Source organism: Undibacterium sp. TC9W (assembly GCF_049339865.1).
Taxonomy (GTDB): domain Bacteria; phylum Pseudomonadota; class Gammaproteobacteria; order Burkholderiales; family Burkholderiaceae_D; genus Undibacterium.
In genome coordinates, this window is the sequence record NZ_JBMPPJ010000017.1 from 45367 (window position 1) to 70123 (window position 24757).

Below are 24757 nucleotides of genomic sequence, written 5' to 3' on the forward strand. Positions count from 1 at the left end.
CTTGGTTGTCTGGGGTATTTTGCTTGCTTGAAGTATCAGGAAACGCAGGTAGCTTGAGCTTGGTCAGACTGCCGCAGACGAAATACGCTGCGGGCAGCCCTGTCACAATCTGTCATGCTGTGCTTGGCAGGTTCGGGCGCCAGGCCATGATTTTTTCATATATCGCAGCAGCGCTGGCTTCCGTATTGAGGCTGTCGCGGAAAGTTTCGTTTGACAGCATTTCTGCCACTTCAGACAGAATTTCCAGATGTTGTTGCGTGACATTGTCAGGCATGAGCAAGAAAATCAGCAGGCTGACTGGCTGGCTGTCTGGCGATTCAAAAGGAATAGCTTCCTTGAGCCTGACCAGGGCCGCAATCGGTGCCTTCAGGCCCTTGATGCGGCCGTGCGGAATGGCGACGCCATGGCCGAGGCCAGTGGAGCCCAGGCGTTCACGTGCAAACAGGTTATCAGAGACAACCGAGCGCGCTATGCTGCAATTATTTTCGAATAACAGCCCGGCCTGTTCAAATGCTCTTTTTTTGCTGGAGACTTCCAGATCCAGGAGTACGTTGTTCAGAGGCAGGATTTTTGCAATATTCGTCATGGTGCAAGATCGTTTTACAGCGAAATGGTGCAATGCACAAAATTAGGTTTTGACAAATTATAGGCTTCTTTTGGCAGATTTGCGCAAAACTTGACAACACTTTTAACGAACGTTGTCTCTCAGTAATTTTTCAAATTTATCAACAGGCAGGGGTTGACTGAAATAAAAGCCTTGCATCTCCTGACAACCGGAGTCGGCCAGGAAGAACATCTGGTCGGCTTTTTCCACCCCTTCGGCTGTGACACTCATGCCCAGCGCATTGGCCATGGCGATGATGGCGTGCGTCAGTACAACAGAATCGGGGTTGCCCGGGATATCGCGGATGAAAGAACGGTCTATCTTGAGGTTGTCAATAGGGAAACGTTGCAAATAAGATAGTGAAGAGAAGCCTGTCCCAAAATCATCCAGAGAAATGCTGACACCGAGTTTTTTGATCGCATCAAAGACCGGCAGCAGCAAGTCTATGTCACCCATCAGCAAGCCTTCAGTAATCTCCAGCTGCAGTGCAGATGGTGGCAAACCGATTTCTTGCAGGATTTGCTCTATATATTTAGGCAGGCCAGGGTCCTGGAATTGCTTGGGCGAGATATTCACGCTGATGACCATGTCCGGCGAATATTGCTCACGCCATAGCTGGGTTTGCAGGCAGGCCTGGCGCAAGATCCAGCGGCCCAGTGGCAGGATGAGGCCGATTTCTTCTGATATAGGGATGAATTCATTCGGTGGTACCAGGCCCACGTCTGGCATTTGCCAGCGTATCAGTGCTTCTGCACCAACGATCTGTGAGGTACTGAGACTGATCTTGGGCTGGTAATACACCAGGAATTCATTGTCAGTCAGCGCGCGGCGCAGATTGGTTTCCAGCGCATAGCGGTGCTGGGCGCGTACATTGAGTTCTGTGGTGAAGAACTGGTAGTTGTTGCGGCCCAGTTCCTTGGCATGGTACATCGCCGAATCAGCGCAGCGCAGCAGCGTAGGACCGTCTTCACCATCATGTGGATAAACGCTGATGCCGATAGAGGTACCCAGATGATATTCATTGCCCTCAATGACGAAAGGATCGCGCATGCGGGCCAGTACACGCTCCGCAAGGTCCTTGAGTTGCATGGCATCTTCAAAGGCTTCAGCAACGATGACGAATTCATCCCCACCAAGGCGGGCCAGCATATCGGTCGTACGTATGCACGAACTCAGGCGCGACGATACATCACGCAAGAGTGTATCGCCCGCCGCATGGCCAGCGGTGTCATTGACGTTCTTGAACCTGTCGAGATCAAGAAAGAGCAAGGCCAGGCGGTGCTGGGTGCGTTTGGCACCGGCCAGTGCCTTGACCAGACGCTGGTTCAGTTGATGGCGGTTCGGCAAGCCAGTCAGGGCATCGTAAGAAGCCATGAAATGTAATTGCCTTTGCGTCTCGCGCACTTCTGTGGTGTCGGTGAATGAAATCAAGACGGCAGACACACTGGCACTGCTTTTCTTGTTGATAGGCAGCACATTCACCAGCAACCAGACGATGGAGCCATCGCGCAACTCCACGCCCATCGACAAATTCAGTATCGGTGTCCTGGTACGGAACACCACTGAGGCCGGATCATCGCCCATGCGTATTGATTGTCCCTCGTCACCGAGTATGTTCTTGAAGTACCGATGACGCCTGCCTACGGTGGCGATATCTTCTATCTTCAAAATGCGCTGGGCGCTGGGGTTGCAGGTCAGGATCTGGCCGTCAGGGCCTATCACCATAATACCTTCACTGAGATTGGTGACCACGGAGCGATAGCGTTCTTCGCTTTCCTCCAGGCTTTGTTCCATGTTCTTTTTATCGATGGCCAGGCCGATGAGGTCACATGCATCCATCATCATGGCCTGCTCATCTTCATTCGGGCTGTGCACCATCTGGTGATACACATCGACCGTACCGAGCAGGGTGTTAAAGGCAGTCGTGATAGGCAAGGACCAGCATGAACGCAAGCCGTAGCGCAGCGCCGGTTCACGCAAATTTTTCCACAGCGGGCTGACTGCAATATCCTGGACTATCGTAGTGCGCTGGTAATAAATCGCAGCAGAGGCTGAGCCCGAACTGGTATCGACCGGCAGATTACCGAGCAAGGCGCAAAAACCATCTGGCAGCGAAGGGCCGGCACCAAAACTCAATTGCTGGCTACTGGCGTCATACAGCGTGATGGCGCACAAGGCACCATTGTCGAGCAAGCGTTCCATGCGGTCGCAGACGTCTTCCAGAATATCAGTCAGCGGTTTGTCGAGCGCGATCATCTCGAGAATTTCTTTCTCGTGATGCAGGGCTTCATGGACGCGGCTGGATTTATAACGGACTTGATCGATGAGGGGCAGGGCGGTGACGGTAGCGCTGGAACGTGAAGTGCTGCGGGGAGTGATTTCTCGCGCCGTCAGCAAGATGGCGGTTTGTTCATTGAAATTGAATTGGGTAGCGCGGACTTCTATATCAAGCAATTGACCATCAAGCCGTATGCACTGGCAGGTGTGTTTGCTTTGTGCCCCATCCTGCCGTAGTTTTTGCAGTATGGTCTTGGCACCTTCATGATGCCGCCCATGCAAAAAAGCTTCTGGCTTCAGGCCTATCAACTGCTGCGGGTCACCGGCATGCATGAGTTCTGCACCTGCCGGATTGGCATACACGAGGTTGTCGTCGATGAGCACATACATCGCATCCGGGTTATGTTCCAGCAAGGCCAGATGCCAGTCTTGACTGGCGACAGGCTCGCGTGTACTAGTACTTGAAAACGGGACCGGAATTATCACGACGACAATCTATAAAACGAATAAGTCTGGATACTTTACATCAAGCAAGTTCTAAGGACAATGATGGTAATTAGCTAGCATATTAAAAACACATTAGCCTGCGTCAGATAAAAAGCGCCACTTGCAAAATTGTACTTACCTGTCCGGACTTTATTTCAAGCGCTTATTTCAAGCGCTTATTTCAAGTCTATCCGGACAAACATGAACAGCACGTCGCCATTGCCCTTGTTCTTGGAAAAACGTGGCACATAGGTCGCCATCAGCTTGGTATTGCGTGTGCCTATCGAGGCCACGGGCAATATAGCAGGGAAGGGAAAGCCGCCAAAGTAATCGGTACGGCTGATCAGCACGCCAGTCAGTCCGCCACCAACTTCGACCTTGTCACCCAGCGGTTTCATCCACTGGTAGGCATAGCCAGCCATGGGCTGGGGTTTGAAATGCGAATCCGAGATCATCATGGCATACAGGGATTCTTCATTATCTTCCTTGGTGCGTATGGCTTTGCTGAAACCCAGACCCCAGGTATTTTCATTCAGCTCTGCAATTCTTTCCCTGGTATAAGTATTGCGGCCATGGTGGGTATGACCAGCCAGCATCAGGGAAAAGTCGCCTTCATCCAGGATTTTATTGGCTTTGGCTTTGGCACTATCCCACCAGCCCATATCTTCCTGGACTGGGGCGCTAGCTGTTTGCGCCTGGGATGCTGTGCACAGCAAAAAAGCGGAGGCGCACAAGACAGCGCGCAAGGGGAAATATTTGAATTTCAACATAATATTGCTTACAAATGGATACAAAAATGAGTGTAAGAGGGATGCAGCCACGCATATTGCTGCGCTTACTGGCGTGCATTCCGGCGATTGTCCGGGCCCTGGCCCGTACTGAAATTGCTGCGCCATGGGTTGATGTCCAGCCCGCCGCGACGGGTATACCTTGCATAGACTGACAACTTCTGCGGCTTGCAGTGGCGCATGATATCGACAAAAATGCGTTCCACACATTGCTCGTGGAATTCATTATGGTCGCGAAATCCTATCAAATACTTCAACAGGCTTTCCTGGTTGATTTGTGGACCGACGTAATGGATTTGCACGCTGCCCCAGTCTGGCTGGCCAGTGACCAGGCAGTTGGACTTCAGCAAATGAGAGATCAGAGTTTCTTCTACTGGAGACTCATCAACATTCGCAGTCAGCAGCGATGGGTTGGGGGTATAGCTATCGACTTCAATATCTAGCCTGTCGAGCAACTGGCCTTGCAGTTCGTGCATGGCTAACTTGTCGAACTGGTCTGGCGTGCTCAGTTTTACCTGTACTGCCGCTCCAAAACCTGCAGACAAATCTGCCTGCAACAGGCTGACCAGCGCATCTGTACCCGCCAGGCGGGTCTGGTTGAAAGAATTCAGATAAAGCTTGAAAGACTTTGATTCTATGATGTTCGGTGAATCTGCCGGTACCGTAATCGCAGCAATCGCTACCTGCGGTTTGCCGCGCATGTTCAGCCAGGATATTTCATAGGCATTCCAGATATCCACACCAAAGAAAGGCAGGCTGTTGCCCAAGCCTATTTCTTCCCTTTTTCCGCTGCGGGAAATAGGGAATAGCAGGCTGGCGTCATATTCTGACTTGTAAGTCGCGGGCTTGCCCAGTAAAGAATGTTCAGGCGTATTTGGTGCGGAATCTGTCATATTGTCTGTATTGCTTAGTGTATTACTTAAGGTCCGTGTTACTTAAGGTCAGTATTACTTAAGGCTCTGGGCTGTATCAGCCCAAAAATAATTGATAAACGGGATTCTTGCTTTCATCCCAATAGCGGTAACCCAGGGTCGCCAAAAATTCTCGGAAAGCCTTCATTTCTTTCTTTGGAACCTGTAAACCAACTAAAGTTCTGCCGTAATCTGCGCCATGGTTACGATAATGGAACAAACTGATATTCCAGTTCGGTGCCATGCTGTTCAGGAAACGACCCAAAGCGCCCGGGCGTTCAGGGAATTCAAAGCGGTACAGCAATTCATCCTTGGCCAGGCTGCTCTTGCCACCCACCAGATGGCGGATATGCAGTTTCGCCAGCTCGTCATGTGTCAAATCCAGGGTAGGGAAGCCGTGTTTTTCAAAATTCTTGGCAATTTTGCCAGATTCCAGCTTGTCGTGGGTTTGTATGCCCACAAAAATATGCGCAGCTTTTTCATCGCTGATGCGGTAATTGAATTCTGTGACATTGCGTGCACCGACCAGTTCACAGAAACGGCGGAAGCTGCCGCGCTCTTCTGGTATGGTCACGGCAAACACCGCTTCACGCGCTTCACCGACTTCGGCACGCTCAGCGACAAAGCGCAGGCGGTCAAAATTCATGTTGGCACCGCAGGCGATGGTCACCAGGGTTTCATTCTTCAGCGGTTTTTTATCGGCCTTGGCGCGTTCTATATACGCCTTGCAACCGGCTACTGCCAATGCGCCGGCAGGTTCCAAAATGCTGCGGGTGTCCTGGAACACGTCCTTGATGGCAGCACAGACAGCATCAGTATCAACGGTAATTACTTCATCGACATACAACTTGGCCAGACGGAAGGTTTCTTCACCCACCAGTTTGACGGCGGTGCCGTCAGAGAACAGACCCACATCATTCAAAGTCACGCGCTTGCCGGCTTTTAGGCTGCGTGCCATGGCGTCAGAATCTGTCGTTTGCACACCGATGATCTTGATGTCAGGGCGCACTGCCTTGACGTAAGCAGCGACGCCAGAGATCAGGCCACCGCCGCCAATCGCGACGAAGATTGCATGGATAGGCTCGGCATGCTGGCGCAAAATTTCCATCCCCACAGTACCCTGGCCTGCGATAACGTCAGGGTCATCAAAGGGGTGGACAAAGGTCAGCTTGCGTTTCTTTTCCAGTTCCAGCGCATGGCCGTATGCATCGGTATAAGAATCACCAAACAGCACGATTTCAACCAGGTCACCACCATGAGTACGTACAGCATCTATCTTGACCGGTGGCGTGGTGGTTGGCATGACGATGACTGCCTTACAGCCTTTTTTACTCGCACTCAAAGCCACACCCTGGGCATGGTTGCCAGCAGAGGCACAGATGACGCCGCGCTTGAGTTGCGCTGGTGTGAGATGAGCAATTTTGTTATAAGCACCGCGCAGCTTGAAGCTGAACACGCTTTGCATGTCTTCGCGTTTGAAATAAATTCGGTTATCCATGCGAGCCGACAGGCTGGTAGCGTATTCCAGCGGGGTTTCAAATGCGACGTCATAGACGCGCGCTGTCAGGATCTTCTTCAGATAATCGGTGCTCATGGATGTCTTATTGTTAGTTAAAAATGGCTGATCTAGTCGTGATTTACTGGTGATCTAGAGCTAATTTAGCCCTAAGTCACTGCATACTGATTTGAAATTGCAGGCGCCATTATAATGTATGCTTTTTACAGCCATATCAAACCACGATGATAGAAGCCGCAGTCCATTGGTTATTAAGTGTCCTGGCCGTACCTGAAGTCGGTTTGAGTTCGGTATTTCTCATCAGTTTTATTTCAGCCACTTTGTTGCCATTAGGCTCAGAACCTGCCGTATTTGCCGTCATCAAGGCCAACCCGGCAATTTTCTGGCAAGTGATCATCGTCGCCACCATAGGCAATACCCTCGGTGGGGTGGTTGATTACGGTATGGGTTATGCCGCCAAGCAAGCCTTTGACCGTGAGCGTGAAAGCTACTGGTACCGTTGGCTACAGCATTTTGGCCCCAAGACCATGCTGCTGGCCTGGTTGCCCGGCATCGGTGACCCTATCTGTACTCTGGCAGGCTGGCTGCGCATGCCTTTCTGGCCCAGTGTGTTTTATATGGCCGTGGGCAAGTGCCTGCGTTACATCGTCATCACCTGGCTGTTATTGAAAGTGCCAGAAGGGGTCTGGTCCAAAATCGCCACCTTCATATTCTGATCTGATCAAATATGGGCAGAGGCAAATACTATGGCTGGTGGCGGCGTGCTGGAGAAGGGCTGGAAGCCGCTTTCTATCAAGAAAACTGGGCCGCACGCATTGCCTATGCGCTGAAGCTGCAAGGTGGTTTGTACATCGACAGGCGTGATTTTTACCTGCCCCTGCCTGAAGGCTTTCAATGCAAGCTGGCTTTCATTTCAGACTTGCATGCAGGCCCGTTGACGGATGTTCGTTTGCTGGAACAGGCATTTGCCGCCATTGCTGATTTTGCACCGGATGTCATCCTGTTTGGTGGCGACTTCGTCTCGCTGCATGCCAGACACATGCGGCATCTGCGCAGGCCACTGGGTTTACTCAATCCTGCTACTCCCAAGTTTGCCGTCATGGGTAATCATGATTTGTGGCTGGATGATGTGCATATCAGTAATTGCCTCAAGGCGGCGGGTGTCCAGCTCCTGGTCAATCAAAACACCCGCTTGCCCGCTCCCTTTGATGCAATTTCGATTTGCGGCCTGGATGAACCCGGCGTCGGCATGCCTGACGCAGACCAGACTTTTGCCGGGGCAAGCGAGGTACGCTTGTTGCTCATGCATTCGCCGCTGGGTCTCAAGCTTGTCGCTGGACATGATTTCCAACTTGCTTTTTGCGGCCATACCCATGGCGGGCAAATTGCCACGCCCGGTGGCAAGCCGCTGGTCTTGCCGCCCGGCTCAGGTGAGCGCCGTTATGCCAGGGGCTTGATTGCCTTGCCAGACGGGCGGCAATTGCTGACCAGCCAGGGCATAGGCATGAGCGATTTACCGGTACGTCTGTTTGCACCTTCCGAAGTGCATTTATGTCATTTGTATTCTTTGCTGGATGTATTAGAACAGAATCGCAGCCAAGCCAGATCAGGTCAGCCAGCCTGGTAGTTAATGTATAGACAAATTCGCTTAAAAATTTTGTGCCTTTTGTCGGGATGTCACAATGTTTGACTATAATGCTTGCCGGAAAGTAGTCAAAAAAAGCAGTATTCGCACGATCACACTATGCAAGTTCTGTACGCTTAAACAAGTTTTTAATAAAGATACATGCCCGGCATGTGGCATGTCATGCGCTCATTGAGGAAATCAAATGCAAGATACTAAACAACCCCATCAACAGCCACGCCGTGGCTTTTTGCAAGGTCTGGTTGCCACTGCGGCTGGCGTAAGCCTTGCTGCCCCTGCACTGGCGAAACCAGCTGCAGCAGCACCGGCAGTATTTCTCGATGCCGCCAAATGGTCACCGCGCAACCGTGACCTGGTTGCGGCCTTGATCGCCAAGCATGGCAATACCAGCAAGACCTATTCTGCCAAGCGCAAACCTTACGCCGTGTTCGACTGGGACAACACCAGCATCATGAATGACTGCGAAGAAGCGCTGCTGATGTACCAGATCAATCACCTCGCATTCAAGCTGAGCCCGCAAGAATTCTCTGCAACCATCCGTCAAAACGTACCGGCTGGTAATTTCACGGCTGACTACAAAAATGCTGCTGGCAAGATTCTGGACCTCGAAAGTGTATGTACTGACCTCGACAGCGATTATGCCTACTTGCATGCTAACTACAAAGGCATGGCGGGCAGCCGCAGCCTCGAAGAAATCGTTGAAACTGCCCAATTCCAGGATTTCCGCGCCAAGCTTTATTTCCTGTATGAAGCCGTCAATGACACCCATGGCGTGAACGTCGGTTACCCATGGGTCATCTACTTCTTCGCCAATATGACAGTAGGCGAAGTCAGCGCTCTGGCAGAAGCGTCGAATGATGCCAACCTCGGCATGAGCCTGACCAAAACCAAATACACCAGCCCGGCCTCTCTGCCTGGCGTGGCCGGCGTCGTCACCACAGCGCACTTCCACGGCATACGCCTGTGTACAGAAGTGGCGACACTGATGAACACTTTCCGCGAGAATGGTTTCGATGTCTATGTCAGCACCGCTTCTTTGGAAGACGTGGTTGCCGTATTCGCCACCAATCCTAAATATGGCTACCACGTCAAACGTGAAAATGTTCTGGGCCTCCGTCTGGAGCAAAACGGCGACGTGTATAAAAACGCCTACCGCAAAGACTGGCCTTTGAACTGGGGTCCGGGCAAAACCGTCGTCATCAAGCGCGAACTGGTTGCCAAAAAAGGCTACGGCCCGGTATTTGTTGCTGGCGACAGCGATGGTGACTACGACATGCTGCGCGATTTCACAGAAACAGAAATCGGCCTGGTCGTAAACCGCCTCAAAAAAGGCAAGATCGGAGAGTTGTCCAAAGCCGCTGCCGACGCCGCCAAAGAAGCCCACCCACGCTTCTTGCTGCAAGGCCGCCAGGAATCAACAGGCAACTGGTTACCTGTTGAAACGACACTGAAATACGGCAAGACTGCGCCTGCTTTGCTGGGTTGATTGTATTGAAACTGCGGAAGGTTGCGTACAGCTTTCCGCAGATATCCTTGATAGCAAGCAATTTTCCTAATTGCGGAAATCCAGAGTAATTTCAGTCAGTCTCTTATTTTCTTTCAGTCTGTTCTGATTAGCGCTTGGAAAATGCCATCTTGCCTGAAGAGCGCACCGCTACATTGTCTCCAATGGCAATCATGTAATTGACGTTGGCATGCGGTGCTGCGGTTTTGTCCCAGTGCACACCATCGCAACTGTAGACGACAGCGTGGTCATCGGCTACAAAAGCGCTTGCATAATCGACGGTCATCACTTGCCCGCCACCTGCGAACATCTGGTTGCCATGCACAGGAGTACTACCTCGGCCCCTGTATCCAATTTTCCAGCTAATGCTATCAGTGCTGTAAGCAATCACACCTTTGGCGTCTATCGCTACATACTTGCCGTTGACATATTGCATTCCAGTGATGGTATCGGTAGGAAACCCTTCTTCACTGGTGATTCCTTGTGTTTGCCAGGTATTGCCGTCGCTGCTGACACTGAGCTGATTTTTACTTTCAATGCCGTAAGTAAAGAATTTGCCATTGGCAAAGGCGACCCATACTGATCCTATTACTTTGGTGTTGGCCAGACTGGTTGCTAAATTCCAGTTCCTGCCATCTGCACTCCAGATGATATTGCCGTTGACGCCAAGTACAACGAACCTGCCATTACCGTAAGTAATATCTACAGGTTGAATAACTGGTACGGCCTGCGCAGACTTTTTGTTGCCGTCTGAGATCAATACATCTTCCCATTTCACGCCATCGCTGGTGATGGAGGCCATCAAATTGGTGTAATTGAGTCCTGCATTGCCAACCTTGACAAACTTCCCACCACCATAGGCTATATTCGGACTGTTGGTGGAGGAATTGCTTACCTTGCTCCAATTTTCACCATCTGTGCTTGCCAGGGTATCTCCGTAACCCATGCCTAAAAATAAACCATTGCCATACACAACAATACTGAAATAGGGTACGTTCTTTGCTGCATCAATTTCTGTCCAGGTTGTTCCAAACTTGTTTGTGCAGCCATAGGCCGTTACCGTACCCGTATTAGTACCCGTATTAGTACCCGTATTAGTACCCGTGTTAGTACCTGTATTATTTCCGGTACCAGTTCCAGTCCCATTGTTAACAACGGCGGTATTGTTTGCAGGACTATTACCACCACTTCCACCACCACAGGCAGATAAAAGTAGCGCCAGGGAAAGGCTTGTTGCGTGTGTTAGTTTCATATTATTCGTGATCAGTGATTTTTGCGCTTAAGAATATTGACGATTTATTATTTCAATCGCAAATAACGGCAGCATTGTAACAAAATATTTCATATGCAAAAATCTGGGATTTGTCTGTTACTCGGGAGTTTTCGCCAAGCTTGGCAAATTGCGCTGATGATTTGAATGATCTTAAAGGATTGGAAGTGCTGGCTTAAGTTTCATCTTCTCTATTTTGTGTCAAACGACCACTGCCTGCTCTTCAGTCAGGTGTAAAATACGACAAACGATGTAAATCAAATTTGCCCGACTGATTTTTGTGCAGCGCTAATTGTGATGATTTTGCAATTTATCCACTTTTTTGGCATTTCTGTGAGTTTTTGCCAAATTCCATTCGGAAAATTGCCACAATCACCATTCATTACCGTATAAACTTCAAGGCTGTTGGCGCGTGGTGCATCGCAATAAGTTAGAATGGACTTTTATATATCCGTCCAACCACGTCACTGATGAATGCTCCAGCCCAGATCCAGGCCTTGCTCGCAGATGCACCCCAAGGCGCCACACCGACCCGCGTGCGGGAAATTCCCTATAACTATACGTCGTTCTCTGACCGCGAAATCGTCATACGCCTGTTAGGTGAAGACGCCTGGCAATTGCTCGATCAATTGCGCGGCAAACGCCAGACCGGGCGATCTGCGCGCATGCTGTACGAAGTGCTGGGTGATATCTGGGTCGTGCAGCGTAATCCCTATTTGCAAGACGATATGCTGGACAACCCCAAGCGTCGTCAGGATTTGATTGATGCCTTGAACCACAGGCTGGCTGAAGTCGAGAAGCGCCGCCTGAGTACCGTCAACGATGATGCAGAACGTAGCAATAGCGTAGAGACGCTGGTGCTGGCTGCACGCAAGGCAGTGGCAGCCTTTTCCAAAGATTTTCGCGATACCTATGATTTGCGCAAGAAGGCCAACAGGCTGCTGGCGCGCTTCACTGCAAAAGACAATATCAAGTTCGATGGCCTGAGCCGCGTATCCCATGTCACTGATGCAACCGACTGGCGCGTGGAATACCCCTTTGTCGTGCTGACACCAGACACTGAAGATGAAATGGCGGGACTCGTCAAAAGCTGTATAGAGCTGGGCCTGACCATCATCCCGCGTGGCGGCGGCACGGGTTATACCGGCGGCGCGATACCGCTGACACCTTTGTCGGCAGTCATCAATACAGAAAAACTGGAACAACTGGGCGCAGTCGAAATGACGCGCCTGCCTGGCGTTGATCGCGATTATGCCGTCATCTATTCCGGTGCCGGTGTCGTCACCAAGCGCGTCTCGGATGCGGCTGAAAAAGCCGGCTTTGTATTTGCCGTTGACCCAACTTCGGCCGAAGCTTCATGCATAGGCGGCAACGTCGCCATGAATGCGGGCGGCAAGAAGGCGGTATTGTGGGGCACAGCGCTGGATAACCTGGCTTCGTGGCGCATGGTTGATCCTAACGGTGACTGGCTGGAAGTGACACGCCTTGAGCATAATCTCGGCAAAATCCACGACGTGGAAGTTGCCAAGTTCAAGCTGGAATGGACACACCCTGGCGAGAAGCAACCGTTCAAGACCGAGCAGCTTGATATCAAGGGCCGCGTCTTCCGCAAAGAAGGCCTCGGCAAGGATGTGACTGACAAATTCCTCGCGGGTTTGCCTGGTGTGCAAAAAGAAGGTTGCGATGGCCTCATTACATCGGCTCGCTGGATCCTGCACAAGATGCCCAAGTTTGCCCGCACCGTCTGCCTGGAATTTTTCGGCCAGGCACGTGATGCCATACCAAGCATTGTTGAAATCAAGGACTACCTCGATAACGAAACCAGCAAGGGCGGCGCTATTCTGGCGGGTCTGGAACATCTGGATGAGCGCTATCTGCGTGCTGTCGGCTATACGACCAAATCCAAGCGCGGCGTCTTGCCCAAGATGGCGCTGTTCGGTGACATCGTCGGCGATGATGAAAATGCCGTGGCCCAGGCCGCGTCTGAAGTCATACGCATTGCCAATACCCGCGTCGGTGAAGGCTTTGTGGCCGTCAGCCCTGAGGCACGCAAAAAATTCTGGCTGGACCGCGCCAAGACAGCGGCGATTTCCAAACACACCAATGCCTTCAAGATCAATGAAGACGTGGTGATACCGCTCAACCGCATGGGTGAATATACCGACGGCATAGAGCGCATCAACATAGAATTATCGATACAAAACAAGCTGGCCTTGCTCGATGCCCTGAAAGGCTTTTTCGCCAGGCGCAATCTGCCGCTGGGCAAGAGCGAAGATGCTGCTGGTGATGACATCCCCGCATCTGAATTGCTGGAAGACCGCGTCAATGAAGCCAATGCACTTCTGCAGGCAGCAGAAGCACGCTGGACTTATTTGCTGAATAATCTCGACAAGCCACTTAGTGCAGCCAAAGCAGAATTATTGGAGCTTGGCCTGGACAAGCTGGAATTTGTTTTTGATGAAAGACTGCAACAGCAGCCTGATGTGACGGTATTTTCCATCGTCCAGGACAGGACAGTGCGGGTATCGTGGAAGACAGAAATCCGTGCACACCTGCGCCAGATTTTCAGTGGTTCTGCCTTCAAGCTGATATTGGATGAATGCGTGGCCGTGCACAAGAAAGTATTGCGCAGCCGCGTCTTCGTCGCCTTGCACATGCATGCAGGTGATGGCAATGTACATACCAACTTGCCAGTCAATTCTGATGATTATGAAATGCTGCAAGTGGCACATCATGCCGTTGCCCGTATCATGGTACTGGCCCGTTCATTGAATGGTGTTATCTCGGGCGAGCATGGCATAGGCATCACCAAGTTGGAATTCTTGACTGAAGATGAAATCAAGGATTTCCGCTCGTATAAATTGCGCATCGATCCTGAAGGCCGCTTCAACAAGGGCAAACTGCTGAACCTGCCAGACTTTGCTGCCGACTTGCGCAATGCCTACACGCCTTCGTTTGGCCTGATGGGGCATGAGTCGCTGATCATGCAGCAAAGCGATATCGGTGCGATTGCGAACAGCGTCAAGGATTGCCTGCGTTGCGGCAAGTGCAAGCCCGTTTGCGCCACCCATGTGCCACGCGCCAATTTGCTGTATTCGCCGCGTAACAAAATTCTGGCAACCTCGTTGCTGGTCGAAGCCTTTTTGTATGAAGAACAGACGCGACGTGGTATCTCCATCAAGCACTGGGAAGAATTTGAGGATGTGGCCGACCACTGTACGGTTTGCCATAAATGCGTAACGCCCTGTCCGGTAGATATCGACTTTGGTGATGTGTCGATGAATATGCGCAATCTCTTGCGCAAGATGGACAAGAAGTCATTCAACCCCGGCACGGCATCAGCCATGTTCTTCTTGAACGCCAAAGACCCGGCCACCATCAAGGCCGCACGTCAGGTGATTTTTGGCTGGGGTGTGGCGGCACAACGCCTCGGTAATACCGTATTGAAAAAACTCGCCAAAAAGCAGACCAAGGCCCCACCAGCGAGCCTGGGCAAGCCTGTCATACGCGAGCAGGTGATTCACTTTATCAACAAGAAAATGCCGGGCAACCTGCCCAAAAAAACCGCGCGTGCCTTGCTGGATATTGAAGATGACAAGATGGTTCCCATCATCCGCAATCCGCAAACCACGACAGCAGATACTGAAGCCGTGTTTTACTTCCCCGGCTGTGGTTCGGAAAGGCTGTTCTCACAAGTCGGCCTGGCAACCCAGGCAATGCTGTGGAATGTCGGCGTGCAAACCGTGCTGCCACCAGGTTATCTGTGCTGCGGTTACCCGCAACGCAGTGCCGGCCAGTTCGACAAGGCCGAGAAGATGATCACCGACAACCGCGTGTTGTTCCATCGCATGGCGAATACCCTGAACTATCTGGATATCAAGACCGTGGTCGTTTCTTGCGGCACCTGTTATGACCAGATACAGGGCTATGAATTCGACAAGATATTCCCAGGATGTCGCATCATCGACATCCATGAATTTTTGCTCGAAAAAGACGTCAAGCTGGCGGCAGTGAATGGCACGCGTTATATGTATCACGACCCTTGCCATACGCCGATGAAATTGCAAGACCCTTTGAAAACGGTGAATGCATTGATCACCACGGTTGATGATGTCAAGATAGAAAAGAATGATCGCTGCTGCGGTGAGGCTGGTACGCTCGCCGTATCGCGCCCTGATATCTCTACCCAGATACGCTTCCGCAAGGAAGAAGAAATGAACAAGGGCGCAGATAAACTGCGCGCTGACGGCTTTACCGGCGACGTCAAAATCCTGACATCCTGCCCGGCCTGTTTGCAAGGCTTGACGCGCTACGATGAAGATTCTGGCACGACCGCAGACTACATCGTCGTCGAAATGGCCAAGCATATCCTCGGACCAAACTGGATGCCAGAGTATGTCTCCAAAGCCAATAACGGCGGTATAGAAAGGGTGCTGGTGTAATGAGCATTGTTTGTGAATTATGTGATGCCAGTGCTGGCGATATCCTCGTCAGCACAGATCAGTTACGCGTCATCCTGGTTGATGACGCCAACTACCCCGGCTTTTGCCGCGTTATCTGGAATGCCCATGTCAAAGAGATGACGGATTTGTCTGATGCAGACAGAAATGTGTTCATGCAGGCTGTCTGGAAAGTGGAAGCGGCCATACGTGCAGTCATGCAGCCGCACAAGATGAATGTCGCCAGCCTGGGTAATATGGTGCCGCATCTGCACTGGCATCTGATTCCACGGTATACCGATGATGCGCATTTCCCTAACCCTATATGGGCGGCCGTACGCAGCGATGCGCCTGATCAGTCTGCATTGGACGCACGTCGCAACTTGTTGCCGCAATTAAGGCAAACCATTATGTCGAATTTCGCATCATGAGTATAGGTAATCCACAACCCACTTCCCTGAATGCCCGCACCCAATCGCGGGTGCTTGAAGTCGCCTTTGATGATGGTAAAGAGTTCTCTTTGCCGTTTGAATTACTACGTATATCTTCGCCTTCTGCCGAAGTGCGTGGCCATGGGCCGGGGCAAGAGACGCTGCAAACCGGCAAGCGCGATGTTGGCATTGTTGGCATAGAGCCAGTTGGTAATTATGCGATCAAGCCCATCTTTTCTGATCAGCATAGTTCAGGGATTTTTACCTGGGATTATCTGTATTGGCTGGGTGAAAACCAGGCTCAGGTCTGGCAGGAATATCTGGAGAAATTGCAGGCGGCGGGGTTTGCTGGAGAGACGGGGCGGGATGCGCCTATGCCAATGAAGGGTGGGGGGAGTTGTGGGACTAAGCATTGAGCGCGCGTTGATCTCAGATTTTAGGTCTCAGATGTAAACCAACACTGCCACTTTTTGTTAAGCCGTACACACATTAACGTCATTCCACCGGGCTGGTGCTCCAGCGTGCTTTTAGCTGGAATCCAGCGGCGTTCGCAGTCTACCGTGCAGTTTATTAATGTCAGAATCGTGTGATTTTGTGAGTCGATTTTAAAACGGTTTCACGCCTTGTTACGATTGCGGTCCGTAGGTTGGGCTACGCTTCACCAGCCCAACACTCGGCCTCCGATCAACGTATTCTTAAAAAACAAAGCGATATTTCTGAGTTCGCTTTTAACTACCTGCATACGTTATTAAAGATTGCAGGCCGGGGGTAGCCCGGCAGCTACTCCCTTTTCTTGTCGTCGCCAAGAAAAGGAAGCAAAAGAAGGCGACCCAGGCGTCGTTGCCCCCTGAAGGGGGTTCCCGTTTGTGCAGTACAAAAAATGGGAAGGCCCGAAACTCGCTTCCCTTGCAGGGCGCACAATCGCTTGCAAGCGATTGCCGTTACGCAGGCGGACAGCATGCTGTCCGAAACCCCTGCTACACCTCAAACAGCGGTCCTTCTCTTTCCATTTTCTGTACCGCACAAACGGCGTCGACACATGGGAGCTGCAAAATTCAAAAGCAACCCCAAAGTCAAACCCAACTTCAAAACCGACGCTAATATGTGCGCTGGTGCGTGATGCGTGCCCAGCTTGGTCACTTACTCCAAATCCGCCTTATCAAGATAAACCGTCCCCTTCACACCAGCCCGCTTATCTACCTTACTCTGCAACACCTGCAAAAACTCCGCATCACTCAACGCCTGCAATCCCGTCTTCTTCAGCACCACATCCGCCATCGCCGCAGCCGCAGACACACTGATCGCCAGCACATGATCAAAGTCAGGCCTGCTATCAATTTCCTTCAACAGGAATCGTTGCGAGCCACTGCCTATCTGATGATAAACCGCCTGCTTGCTTTCATGCATTTGCGGTGATAACTGGCGGAAGATCAGGGTCTTTTCTACGACTACCGGCACATCCTTGTACTCGGTTTTACCACCCTGTTCAAAATGCCCAAGCACGATATTGGCCTTGAACTGCTTCAGCAGCGACTTGCTGTCTGCGGCCAGTCTGGCTATCTCGAATTGTTCTGGTTCCATGGTCCACAAGACCAGTTTTTGTTCCAGCCTGGCTTTGATGGCAGTATCCAGCTTTTGATCGAGGCAGCGTATCTGCAAGACGACCTGGTAATCATGCGGTGCATGGAACATGGGCAGGTGCGAGACATACATACCTTCGCTGTTGCCAAACAAAAGCATGCCGTGTATGCCCCAGGTGGGTCCGAGTTTGTTTTCTGCATGGGTGCTGAAGATGAAGCAAAAGCTGAGCAGGAAGAAAGAGAGCAAGCGTTTCATGTGCTTATACCTTCACCAGCAATTTACCGCGGTGTTCGCCTGTGAATAAAGAATTCAAGGCGCCTGGCAATTGTTCAAAACCGTCGATGATGGTTTCTTCAAACACCAGTTCACCCGCCTTGACCCAGGGCGAGACGATGGCCAGCATTTCATCCATGCGGTGCAGGTAATCGCGGGCCAGTATGCCTTGTATGGTGGCGCGCTGGTAGAGCATGTGTTGCAGCAGGCGCGGGCCCATTTCTGGCACGTCGAGGCCGCCGTTGTACTGGCTGATCTGGCCGCAGATAATGATGCGGGCGCGGCGTTTGATGATGGGGAGGATGGCATCGGTGACCATGCCACCGACATTGTCGAAATACACATCAACGCCGCCTGTGAGTTTGAGTATCTCCTGGCTCAATGTTTCATCATTGTTGTATGCCTTGTAATCAAGCGCCCAGTCAGCGCCCAGCTTGTCTTTCAGCCACGCGCATTTTTCTGCACCACCGGCTATGCCCAGTACTTTTGCGCCATGGCGTTTGGCGAATTGCACCACCAGTGAACCAACTGCACCAGCTGCGCCAGATACCACGACCACTTCACCTGCATGCGGCTTGCCTGCCTCGGTCAGGCCAAACCAGGCCGTGCGACCGGGCATGCCGAGTACGCCCAGCGCTGTGCTGACAGGTGCAATGGTGGGGTCTATCTTGGTCAGTGCGCTGACATGCACGCGCGCATGGCTTTGCCAGCCCGTCATGCCAAATACCCAGTCACCGGCCTTCAGGCTGGCGGCATTCGATGCCAGCACCTGGCCGACCACGCCAGCGGCCTGCACGGTGTCGAGTGAATGCGGTTCCGGGTTATAGGTAGGCTTGGATGACTGGTTGATGCGCATGTAAGGATCTACGCTGATGTAGCGGGCGGCTATCAATACTTCATCACGGTCCAGGGAGGTATCAAGTGGCTGACTGCGCAATTCATAGTGTTCATCGCTGACTATGCCTGTGGGATGGCGGCTGTATATCCATTGCTGGTGTATCAGGTTTTCAGTGAAGGTCATGGCGGGATCAAGTTTAGTAAGAGATGCTGACATAGTAGGTCTGTTAAAATGTCTCGTAAAGCAATATAAATTCACTTTTAATGTCCAAATTGGAAATTTAAGCGAGAAGCCTAAAGAAGCCTCAATAAGATGAACCTCATAGACCTCAAAATCTTTGCCTGCGTGGCAAGACAGCCATCGCTGGGAGCGGCAGCACTGGAGCTGCACCTGACTCCTTCTGCCATTTCCAAGGCCTTGCGCAGGCTGGAGGGTGACCTGGATACGGTGTTGTTTGACCGTTCTGCCAAGCAGCTCAGCCTGAATGCCAGTGGCCAGCGCATGCTGGACTTTGCCCGCAATATGTTGTCCATGGCTGATCAGGCCAAGGCCGATGTACGTGGTGACGATGCCAGCATCAGTTGCCGCGTGGCTGGCCCGGCCATATTGCTGTGGCGGCATGCAGAACAACTGGCGCAAGCCATGGCAGCTTACCCGGCGGCAGACATGCATTTGCTCAGTATGTATGAAGAAGATGCTCTGGCAGCATTAGCAATAGGCGAGGCCAGTCATGCCCTGGTCACCAGTGAAGTCTTGCACGGCCGCACTGCGCACTGGTCTGCCGACTGGGCCAGCATCTCGCTCGGTATGTTAAGGCTGCAACTGCTGGCGGGCAGGCAACATCCCTTGCTGGCCAATACTGTCGGCCAGCAGGAGCAGAGTTTTACCAGCGCACAGGTATTGGTCCATGACTTTGTCAGCCCGGCGCGATCATTGTTTTGCGGCAAGCAGCGTGGCAAGCATTCTGATGGTTGGCGCGATGACGAGTTCCCGCGTCGCATCGCTTACTGGATAGATGATTTGCAATTGCTGCTGGCCATGGTGAGGTCGGGCAAGGCGCTGGCCTACCTGCCTGATTTTGCCCTCGACGATGCTGGCCTGGTTCGCCTTGAGGTGACAGACTGCGGTTTTCAATGCGTGGAAGAAGTGCATCTGGTCTGGAATACCCGGAACGCAGCGCAGTGGCAGCAGAAGGTGGGCAGGGTACTGGCAGAGCGGGCGTGATTTTTTTTAGCCAGGTGCGGAAATTTGCAGTGGTTGAGATACAATCCGTTACATAACAAGATGAATGTCAGCCAACGGAAATTTCTACAGTCGTCAGAAAACCGTGATAATTCAGGATTCTTGAAGAAAACAGGGCAGATAACATGAGCAATACCACCCATTTTGGTTACACCACCGTAGAAGAAGACCAAAAGGTCCATAAGGTTGCCGAGGTTTTTCATTCCGTTGCCGCCAAATATGATGTCATGAATGACATGATGTCGGCTGGCTTGCACAGGGTATGGAAGATCTTCACGGTCGCCCAGGCTGGTGTGCGCCCTGGCTTCAAGGTGCTCGATATCGCTGGCGGTACGGGTGATTTGACCAAGGAATTCGTGCGTCAGGCAGGCAAGACAGGTGAGGTCTGGCATACCGACATTAATGAATCCATGCTCAGGGTAGGGCGTGACCGCCTCTTGAATAAGGGCCTGATCACCCCCACCTTGTTATGCGACGCAGAAAAATTACCCTTCCAGGATAATTACTTTGACAGAGTGACCGTGGCGTTTGGTTTGCGCAATATGACACACAAGGATCAGGCACTGGCAGAAATGCAGCGTGTACTGAAACCAGGTGGCAAATTGCTGGTGCTGGAATTTTCAAAAGTACCAGAAATCCTGCAAAAACCTTATGACCTGTATTCTTTCAAGGTCTTGCCCTGGATGGGGCAAAAGATAGCTGGAGATGCAGACAGCTATAAGTACCTGGCTGAATCGATACGTATGCATCCTGATCAGGAAACCCTGAAAACGATGATGGAAACAGCAGGGCTCGACAGCGTGCAATATTTTAATTTGACGGCAGGTGTTGCCGCTTTACACACCGGTATCAAGTACTGAAAACTTGATACTGAAGTAAGTGATGAAGTAAATGATGAAGTAGATGAGTTTTGTAGCAACCCTTGAAACAAACAGGAGTCGAATGATGAAAAAGTTTCTGATCGCCATGCTCGTCGTAGCCAGTACGATGACAATGACAGTGTTTGACGCAGAAGCCAAGCGTCTTGGTGGCGGCGGCTCTATCGGTCGTCAGTCCAATAATGTGTCACGCCAGGCGACACCGCCTGCTCCAAGCAATGCTGCCAGACCGGCCGCAGCGCCTGCTGCTGGTGCGCCTGCGGTAGCTGCACCTAAACCAGGCATCCCCTGGAAGGGTATTGCCGGTGGTTTGATCGGTGGTGCCTTGCTGGGCGCAGCCTTGTCGCATTTTGGCCTGGGTGGTGCAGCTGCCAGCATGCTGGGTAGCTTGCTGACCTTTGCCCTGATCGGTTTTGCGATTTTCTTCGTGATCCGCCTGTTCCGTAACAAGAATGGTCAAAGCACGGGCAATAGTTTTAATCAGCCAGCGTTTGCCGGCGCAGCGCCACTTTCGTCTGTGACACCGCAGTCTATGGCTTTCCAAAACAATGCCCCGGCTTCTTCAGGCGGCAATGCTGACACCAATGCCACCTGGACTATTCCGGCTGACTTTGATGTACCAGGCTTCCTGCGTAATGCAAAAAGCTATTTCATCCGCCTGCAAGCGGCTTGGGACAAGGCTGACATCAATGATCTGCGTGAATTCACGACGGCAGAAATGTATGCTGAACTGAAACTGCAAATTCAGGAGCGCGGTGCATCTTCCAATGTCACTGATGTCGTGACCTTGAATGCAGATATGCTGGGCGTAGAAACCGTAGGCGCTGATTATCTGGCAAGTATCAATTTCACTGGCATGATCAAGGAAGCTGCCAATGCACCGGCAGAAGCCTTCAATGAAGTATGGAACTTGTCCAAGCCAGTCAATGGTCAGGGTGGTTGGGTATTGGCCGGTATTCAACAAATGTAATTAAGTTTTGATGCCGCGCAGCGATGCTCGTTGCGATAAGCTGTTAAACTGGAAGCCGCCCCGCAAATGCTGGGCGGTTTTTTATTTGCACGATATATCTGGTTGCCATTTCTAGTTGGCCGGTGTTTTGCAACAGCCCTGATTTGAACATGATCCCCTCCGCACCTTTTGTAACTTTTATCAATCATCTGCTGGCGCAAGAGAGCTGGGCTAAAAACAAGCTCTTGCCGCATGCCGGTAAAATTGCCTGCATAGACTTGCAAACCATGCAGTTGCGCCTCAAAGTTGCGCCAGATGGCTTGCTGGAAAACGCCGCCGCTGACGAGCTGGCGCAAGTCACCATCTACGTCAAACTCAGCGACTTGCCGCTGATCGCGCAAAACCGTGACCGTGCCTTTTCTTATGTCAAAATAGAAGGCGATGCAGACTTTGCCAATACCATCTCCAACCTTAGCCAGAACCTGCGCTGGGAAGCAGAAGAAGATTTGAGCAAGCTGTTTGGTGATGTCGCGGCAGTACGCATGGTTGGCTTTGCCAAATCCCTGCACCAGACTGCACTGGACACCCATCAAAAAATCCAGGAAAACCTGGCTGAATATTTTTTAGAAGAAAACCCCATGCTGGTCCGGCCTCAGGCCGTGCAGGGCTTTAGTACCGAAGTCAACAAGACGCGGGATGATGTCGAGCGTCTTATCAAGCGCATCGAAAAACTGGAAAGGAGGCGCGGATGATATTGAAGTTTCTCAGGCTGGCGAAAATCATACGTATCGCCATTAAATATGGCATTGATGAAATCGCCATTTCCGGTCTGTCCGTGCCACGTACGGCACGCCTGATTGATACCATTATATTCTGGCGCGACATCTCTGCACCGCGTGGGGAACGCCTGCGCAAGGCGCTGGAAGAGCTGGGCCCCATCTTCGTCAAGTTTGGCCAGGTATTATCAACCCGGCGTGACCTCATGCCGCCGGACATCGCCGATGAACTGACACACCTGCAAGACCGCGTGCCCTCGTTCGACCCCGACCTGGCGATAGCCCAAATCAAGAAATCCCTGGGCTCACACCCTGATCAGTTATTTGCCAGTTTTGAGCGTGTGCCAGTGGCTTCTGCGTCTATCGCTCAGGTGCATTTCGCCACTTTGAAGGATGGCCGTGAAGTTGCCGTCAAGGTGCTGCGCCCCGGCATGAAAGAAGCCATTGATGATGATGTTGCCCTCATGCAAATCGCCGCAGGCTGGCTGGAAACATTGTGGGCAGATGGCAAGCGTTTGAAGGCCAAGGAAGTCGTGGCCGAGTTTGACAAATATCTGCATGACGAACTGGACCTCATGCGTGAAGCTGCCAATGGCAGCCAGTTGCGCCGCAATTTTGCTGATTCGGATTTGCTGCTGGTACCAGAGATGCATTGGGATTATTGCTCGTCTTCGGTCATCGTCATGGAGCGTATGCAGGGTATACCTATTTCGCAGTTGGATAAATTGCGCGAAGCTGGTGTCGATTTGCAAAAGCTGTCACGCGATGGCGTGACCATTTTCTTTACCCAGGTGTTTCGCGATGGTTTCTTCCATGCCGATATGCACCCCGGTAATATTCTGGTATCAACCGCGCCAGCGACACTTGGCCGTTATATCGCGCTGGATTTTGGTATCGTCGGCACCCTCAATGATTTCGACAAGGATTATCTGTCGCAAAACTTTTTGGCTTTCTTCCAGCGTGACTACAAGCGTGTGGCCGAGGCGCATATAGAATCCGGCTGGGCACCGAAAGAGACGCGTGTCGATGAGCTTGAGGCAGCAGTACGCGCCTGTTGTGAGCCCATTTTTGACCGGCCATTGAAAGATATTTCTTTCGGCCAGGTATTGCTGCGCCTGTTCCAGACTTCACGCCGTTTCAATGTAGAAGTACAACCGCAACTGGTGCTGCTGCAAAAAACCCTGCTCAATATCGAAGGTCTGGGCCGTCAGCTGGATCCTGACCTGGACTTGTGGAAAACTGCCAAACCGTATCTGGAACGCTGGATGAGCGAGCAGGTAGGCTGGCGTGGCCTGCTGGACAAACTCAAGGCTGAGGGACCACGTTACAGCCATATCTTCCCGCAATTGCCGCGCCTTGCACATCAGGCTCTGACACGCGCTGCCGAACCCCGGCATAGTGATGAGATGTTGATGGCGCTGTTGTCAGAGCAAAGACGCACCAACCGCCTGTTACGCACCATCGTGTATTTTGGTGCGGGCTTGTTTTCTGGCGTGGTGGTGGCGCAATTGCTGCTGCATTTTTATTTCAAAATCTGACGCATCAATTCATACAGAAGCATGGCTGATTTCATAAACCGCGACCCGCGCAATCCGCAATTCTGGGACGAGCGTTTTGAAAAAAACTTCATCCCTTGGGATAAGGGCAATGCGCCCGCTGAATTGCAGGTTTTTATGCAGGCTGCGCCGCAGTCCATGAATACGCTGATTCCGGGTTGTGGCAATGGTTATGAAGCAGCCTTCCTGGCCCAAGCAGGCTGGCCTGTTGTCGCCATCGATTTTTCTCCTGCTGCCGTGCGCAGCGCGCAGGCAGCAATAGGCGAGTGGGGCAAACATGTTATCGAGGCCGATTTTTTCGCCTACACTCCAGCGCAGCCGCTGGACCTGATTTATGAGCGTGCCTTCTTTTGCGCATTACCTCCTGCGATGCGGGCAGATATCGTCAAACGCTGGGCTGCATTGTTGCCAGCAGGCGCTTTGCTGGCCGGGTATTTCTTCTTTGATGACGCGCCAGATGCATCGCTCAAGGGGCCGCCGTTTACCATACATAGCGCCGCATTTCGTGAATTGATGTCGCCGTATTTTAGCTTGCTGGAAGAGCAGGCTGTCAGTGACTCCATCCCCGTGTTTGCGAATAAGGAGCGGTGGCAGGTTTGGCGCAGGTTGTAGGATTGTAGGTTGGGCTAAGGTTTACCAGCCCAACACTGTGCCTCTGCAAACGTATATCTTATTTAAACGCCGAGTGTTGGTTGGTGAATGACCTTGAAAAAACGTCTATGTTATTTAATCGCCCATTGTTGGGCTGGTAAACCGCAGCAAACCGTAGCCTAGCGAGGCCCGGCCCAACCTA

The 24757-nt window shown here is 51.8% G+C and carries 20 protein-coding genes; 12 read left to right on the forward strand and 8 right to left on the reverse strand.

What is annotated here, in order from left to right; translation table 11 throughout:
• Positions 1-112: 112 nt before the first annotated feature.
• The 5 genes from ACO0LN_RS21530 to ilvA all read right to left on the reverse strand — a co-directional run bounded on the left by ACO0LN_RS21530 (position 113) and on the right by ilvA (position 6714).
• Entirely contained in the window at positions 113-586 is a 474-nt protein-coding gene (locus ACO0LN_RS21530; protein WP_422977304.1) for a PTS sugar transporter subunit IIA, read from the reverse strand.
• A gap of 102 nt (positions 587-688) precedes the next feature.
• Positions 689-3367, reverse strand: a complete 2679-nt coding sequence (locus ACO0LN_RS21535; RefSeq protein ID WP_422977306.1) for an EAL domain-containing protein — start codon at positions 3365-3367, stop codon at positions 689-691.
• 176 nt (positions 3368-3543) lie between these two features.
• Positions 3544-4137: a hypothetical protein gene (locus ACO0LN_RS21540; protein ID WP_422977308.1), complete on the reverse strand. Its 594-nt coding sequence runs from the start codon at positions 4135-4137 to the stop codon at positions 3544-3546.
• Between the two features lie 65 nt (positions 4138-4202).
• Positions 4203-5048, reverse strand: coding sequence for an NADPH-dependent 7-cyano-7-deazaguanine reductase QueF (gene queF / locus ACO0LN_RS21545; protein ID WP_422977310.1), 846 nt, complete (start codon positions 5046-5048; stop codon positions 4203-4205).
• 76 nt (positions 5049-5124) lie between these two features.
• Positions 5125-6714: a threonine ammonia-lyase, biosynthetic gene (ilvA, locus tag ACO0LN_RS21550; protein WP_422977434.1), complete on the reverse strand. Its 1590-nt coding sequence runs from the start codon at positions 6712-6714 to the stop codon at positions 5125-5127.
• Positions 6715-6806: 92 nt separating this feature from the next.
• Here ilvA and ACO0LN_RS21555 point away from each other — a divergent pair, with 92 nt between their 5' ends.
• The 3 genes from ACO0LN_RS21555 to ACO0LN_RS21565 all read left to right on the forward strand — a co-directional run bounded on the left by ACO0LN_RS21555 (position 6807) and on the right by ACO0LN_RS21565 (position 9713).
• Positions 6807-7298, forward strand: a complete 492-nt coding sequence (locus ACO0LN_RS21555; RefSeq protein ID WP_422977312.1) for a YqaA family protein — start codon at positions 6807-6809, stop codon at positions 7296-7298.
• Positions 7299-7309: 11 nt separating this feature from the next.
• Positions 7310-8209 carry a metallophosphoesterase gene (locus ACO0LN_RS21560; RefSeq protein WP_422977314.1) on the forward strand — a complete coding sequence of 300 codons (900 nt, stop codon included), beginning with the start codon at positions 7310-7312 and terminating at the stop codon, positions 8207-8209.
• Between the two features lie 202 nt (positions 8210-8411).
• Positions 8412-9713 carry an HAD family hydrolase gene (locus tag ACO0LN_RS21565; protein ID WP_422977316.1) on the forward strand — a complete coding sequence of 434 codons (1302 nt, stop codon included), beginning with the start codon at positions 8412-8414 and terminating at the stop codon, positions 9711-9713.
• Between the two features lie 127 nt (positions 9714-9840).
• On the opposite strand, the gene ACO0LN_RS21570 is transcribed toward ACO0LN_RS21565, so the two are convergent.
• Positions 9841-10983: a hypothetical protein gene (locus ACO0LN_RS21570; protein WP_422977318.1), complete on the reverse strand. Its 1143-nt coding sequence runs from the start codon at positions 10981-10983 to the stop codon at positions 9841-9843.
• 488 nt (positions 10984-11471) lie between these two features.
• Between ACO0LN_RS21570 and ACO0LN_RS21575 the strand changes: the two genes are divergently transcribed.
• Genes ACO0LN_RS21575 through ACO0LN_RS21585 form a run of 3 tightly spaced genes read left to right on the forward strand, consistent with a single transcriptional unit; the run spans position 11472 to position 16287 of the window.
• Positions 11472-15443, forward strand: a complete 3972-nt coding sequence (locus tag ACO0LN_RS21575; RefSeq protein WP_422977320.1) for a DUF3683 domain-containing protein — start codon at positions 11472-11474, stop codon at positions 15441-15443.
• The gene (locus tag ACO0LN_RS21580; RefSeq protein WP_422977323.1) at positions 15443-15871 is read left to right on the forward strand and encodes an HIT family protein; all 429 of its coding nucleotides are present in this window, start codon (positions 15443-15445) and stop codon (positions 15869-15871) included. Before ACO0LN_RS21575 ends, ACO0LN_RS21580 begins: the two co-directional genes overlap by 1 nt.
• Positions 15868-16287, forward strand: a complete 420-nt coding sequence (locus ACO0LN_RS21585; protein WP_422977325.1) for a gamma-butyrobetaine hydroxylase-like domain-containing protein — start codon at positions 15868-15870, stop codon at positions 16285-16287. Before ACO0LN_RS21580 ends, ACO0LN_RS21585 begins: the two co-directional genes overlap by 4 nt.
• Before the next feature lie 724 nt (positions 16288-17011).
• On the opposite strand, the gene ACO0LN_RS21590 is transcribed toward ACO0LN_RS21585, so the two are convergent.
• Both ACO0LN_RS21590 and ACO0LN_RS21595 read right to left on the reverse strand, forming a co-directional pair.
• Positions 17012-17707, reverse strand: a complete 696-nt coding sequence (locus ACO0LN_RS21590; protein WP_422977327.1) for a hypothetical protein — start codon at positions 17705-17707, stop codon at positions 17012-17014.
• A 4-nt stretch (positions 17708-17711) separates the two neighbouring features.
• Positions 17712-18779 (reverse strand): NADP-dependent oxidoreductase, encoded by a 1068-nt coding sequence (locus tag ACO0LN_RS21595; protein ID WP_422977329.1) that lies wholly within the window; start codon positions 18777-18779, stop codon positions 17712-17714.
• A gap of 96 nt (positions 18780-18875) precedes the next feature.
• Between ACO0LN_RS21595 and ACO0LN_RS21600 the strand changes: the two genes are divergently transcribed.
• From ACO0LN_RS21600 to ACO0LN_RS21625, 6 genes are all read left to right on the forward strand, one after another.
• The gene (locus ACO0LN_RS21600; RefSeq protein ID WP_422977331.1) at positions 18876-19787 is read left to right on the forward strand and encodes a LysR family transcriptional regulator; all 912 of its coding nucleotides are present in this window, start codon (positions 18876-18878) and stop codon (positions 19785-19787) included.
• Between the two features lie 143 nt (positions 19788-19930).
• Positions 19931-20665 carry a bifunctional demethylmenaquinone methyltransferase/2-methoxy-6-polyprenyl-1,4-benzoquinol methylase UbiE gene (ubiE, locus tag ACO0LN_RS21605; RefSeq protein WP_422954125.1) on the forward strand — a complete coding sequence of 245 codons (735 nt, stop codon included), beginning with the start codon at positions 19931-19933 and terminating at the stop codon, positions 20663-20665.
• 85 nt (positions 20666-20750) lie between these two features.
• Complete coding sequence (locus ACO0LN_RS21610; protein ID WP_422977333.1) at positions 20751-21653, forward strand: Tim44 domain-containing protein; 903 nt, start codon at positions 20751-20753, stop codon at positions 21651-21653.
• A gap of 149 nt (positions 21654-21802) precedes the next feature.
• On the forward strand, positions 21803-22384 hold the full coding sequence (locus ACO0LN_RS21615) for a ubiquinone biosynthesis accessory factor UbiJ (protein ID WP_422977335.1): 582 nt from the start codon (positions 21803-21805) through the stop codon (positions 22382-22384).
• Positions 22381-23946, forward strand: a complete 1566-nt coding sequence (gene ubiB / locus ACO0LN_RS21620; protein ID WP_422977337.1) for a ubiquinone biosynthesis regulatory protein kinase UbiB — start codon at positions 22381-22383, stop codon at positions 23944-23946. The genes ACO0LN_RS21615 and ubiB overlap by 4 nt, the downstream gene beginning before the upstream one ends.
• 21 nt (positions 23947-23967) lie before the next feature.
• On the forward strand, positions 23968-24576 hold the full coding sequence (locus ACO0LN_RS21625; protein ID WP_422977339.1) for a methyltransferase: 609 nt from the start codon (positions 23968-23970) through the stop codon (positions 24574-24576).
• Positions 24577-24757 lie beyond the last annotated feature (181 nt).